We start from the raw sequence: 2,941 nt of genomic DNA on the forward strand, positions 1-2,941 counted from the left end.
GCGCAGCGCCTGCTGCATCGCGCTGCGACTGCAGGCGGCCCCAGAGGTCCAGCTCATAGCTGGCAGCCAGGCCGACGGACAGGTTGCGGCCCGTCGTCTCGGCGTGGCCCCCCAACCGGCCCTGGTGCCCGGCCTGCGCCGAAGCGTTCACCGTGGGCAACAGCTCGGCCCCGGCATAGCGGGCACTGGCCTGTGCCTGCTGCACCCTGGCCATGGCGGCGGCCACATCCAGGCTGTGCTGCTGGGCATCGGCCACCAGCGCATCGAGCTCCGCGCTGCCAAAGCTGCGCCACCAGCCCTGGCTGACGGCATCGCCTTGGGCAGCGTCACTGCGCTGCCATTGGGCCGGCACATCCAGGGCTTGCAACTGCGACTGCTGCACCTGACTGGGTGCCGACACACAGCCGGCCAGCACCAGGGCCGCTGCCAGCGCGCTGGCGATTGGGAAGATCTGCATACTCACTCTCCTGCCAGGGCCCGTACCGGGTCCAGGCGCGCGGCCGTCTTGGCCGGCATATAACCAAACACCAGACCGGTGACCACCGCGCAGGCAAAGGCACCGGCCATGGCCCGGATGGAAAACACCACCGGCACACCGGCCAGCACCAGCACGGCGCCCACCAGCGCGCCCACCACCAGGCCCACGGTGCCACCCGACAGGGTCACCAGGCTGGCCTCGGTCAAGAACTGGCGCAGGATATCGCTCTGGCGTGCGCCCACCGCCATGCGGATGCCGATCTCCCGCGTGCGCTCGCGCACCGTCATCAGCATCACATTCATCACGCCAATGCCCCCCACCACCAGCGACACCGCTGCAATCAGCCCCAGCATCACCGCCATGCTCTGGCGCGTGGCCGCCTCGGCCTGGATGCGCGCTGCCGCATTGCCGATGCCAAAGTCCTCGCGGCCGCCGTGCCGCGCCAGCAGCACGCGGTGGATGGCCGCCTCGGCCTCGTTGACCACCTCGGAGGACATGGCCTCGACCACCACATAGTCCGGCTGGGTCTGCGCCTGGTAGACGCGTGCCCGGCCCGATTGGTAGGGGATAAAGACCATGTCGTCATAGTCCTGCGCGCCCGAATCGGCCCCGCGCTCGCTCATCACGCCAATCACCTCGAAGGCCGAGGTACCGATGATCAGCTGCCGCCCCAGCGGGTTGGGCGTGTCGGGGAAAAAGTGCTTGTGCGCCTTGTGGCCCAGCACCACCAGCGGCGCCAGATCGCGGTCCTCGGTGTCCGTGTAGTAGCGGCCCAGCTTGGGCTTCCAGTGGTGCACCAGCGGCATCTCTTGGCTGGCGGCAAACACATAGACCTGCTTGTCCGCATTGCCATAGCGCACGGTGACCGGGTCGCCAATCACCGGCATCACGCGCCGTATCTCGGGCAGCTCGCGCAAGGCGTCCAGGTCTTCCTCTGTGATCTGGCCGGCCGGCCCACCGGTCGCTGGCGGCTTGCTGCCCATATAGAGAATCGCCGTGCCCATGGTGCCCATCTGCTCGACCACCTTGCGCCGCGCACCTTCGCCAATGGCCAGCATCACGATCACCGAGACCACGCCGATCACAATGCCCAGCAAGGTCAGGCTGGTGCGCACCCGGTTCATGCGCATGCCCCTCCAGGCCGAGCGCGCGGCCTCCAGCAGCTCGGCGACCAGCGGCGCGGCCGAGGCACTGCCGCCCTGGGGCACCGGCGCCAGCTGCATGCGCGTGCCGCCGCTTTCACTTGCGATTACGGCGGCCGGCGCTGCTTTGGGCTGGCTGGCACTGTCACCCACAATACGGCCGTCACTGATCTCGATGACCCTCTGCGCCTGCGCCGCCACATCGCGGTCGTGCGTGATCAGGATGATGGTGTGGCCGGCAGCGGCCAGCTCGCGCAGCAACGCCATCACCTCGGCACCGCTGTGCGAATCAAGCGCGCCGGTGGGCTCGTCGGCCAGGATGATATGGCCGCCATTCATCAGCGCGCGCGCAATCGACACGCGCTGCTGCTGCCCGCCCGAGAGCTGGTTGGGCCGGTTGCCCAGGCGCTCGCCCAGGCCCAGGCGCTGCAACAGCGCCTGCGCGCGCTGCACCCGCTCGTCCTTGGGCAGGCCCGAATAGATGGCTGGCATCTCGACGTTCTCGCTAGCGCTTTCGCTGGCAATCAGGTGGTAGCCCTGGAAGACAAAGCCAAAGGCCTCGCGCCGCAGCCAGGCCAGCGCGTCCGAGTCGAACTGCGCCACATCCTGGCCCTGGAAGTGGTAACTGCCGCCGCTGGGCCGGTCCAGGCAGCCGAGGATGTTCATCAACGTGGACTTGCCCGAGCCCGAGCTGCCCACCACGGCCACAAATTCGCCCGCGTAGATCTCCAGGTCAATGCCATGCAGCACCGTCACCAGCGGCTGGCCGCTGGCAGGGTCGCCATAGTGTTTGCGAATGCCGCGCAGTGCGATCAGTGGCTGGTCTGCGTCAACCGGGCCGCTCACCATTGCAGCCACCTGGGGCCCCGCTCCAGCGCGGTCTCGCCGACGACGACCTTCTCACCTTCGGCCAGGCCGTCGAGCACCTCCACCTGGTGGCGGCTGCGTATGCCCAGCTTCACGCTGCGCGTCTGGGGCTGGCCATCGGCATCCAGCACCCGGGCTACATGGGTGCCTTCGCGGGCCTTGTCTTCTTCCACCGCCGTCAGCGCCACGGCCAGCGCCTGGCTGGCACTGGCGCTGACAAACACCACTTGCGCCGTCATCTGCGGCATCAGCTCGGCGTCCTCATTGCCCACATCAAACAGCACGGTATAGGCCACGGCCTTGGTGGCGGGTGCCGGCGTTTGCGCATTGCCGGCCGGCTGGGCCTGGCTGGCAGCGGGCGCGGGCAGCACCTGGCGCACCTGGCCCTTCCAGCGCCGGGGCTTGGTCTGGCCGGCGCCCCCCAGGGTGGTGAAGTAGACCGGCATGCCCTCTT

The 2,941-nt window shown here is 68.7% G+C and carries 2 protein-coding genes and 1 pseudogene; all 3 read right to left on the reverse strand.

Going from position 1 to position 2,941, the window contains the following annotated elements; all coding sequences use genetic code 11:
- Window positions 1–457, reverse strand: a 457-nt coding sequence (locus tag H928_RS28070) for a TolC family protein (RefSeq protein WP_043340397.1), incomplete at its 3' end; no start/stop codon positions are given.
- A gap of 2 nt (window positions 458–459) precedes the next feature.
- The gene (locus H928_RS0115180) at window positions 460–2,466 is read right to left on the reverse strand and encodes an ABC transporter permease (protein ID WP_373604924.1); all 2,007 of its coding nucleotides are present in this window, start codon (window positions 2,464–2,466) and stop codon (window positions 460–462) included.
- A pseudogene (locus H928_RS28075) lies at window positions 2,463–2,941 on the reverse strand (efflux RND transporter periplasmic adaptor subunit); the annotation flags it as partial. The pseudogene H928_RS28075 and the gene H928_RS0115180, both read right to left, overlap by 4 nt.

The sequence above is a fragment of the Comamonas sp. B-9 genome, assembly GCF_000410635.1.
Taxonomy (GTDB): Bacteria; Pseudomonadota; Gammaproteobacteria; order Burkholderiales; family Burkholderiaceae_C; genus Comamonas.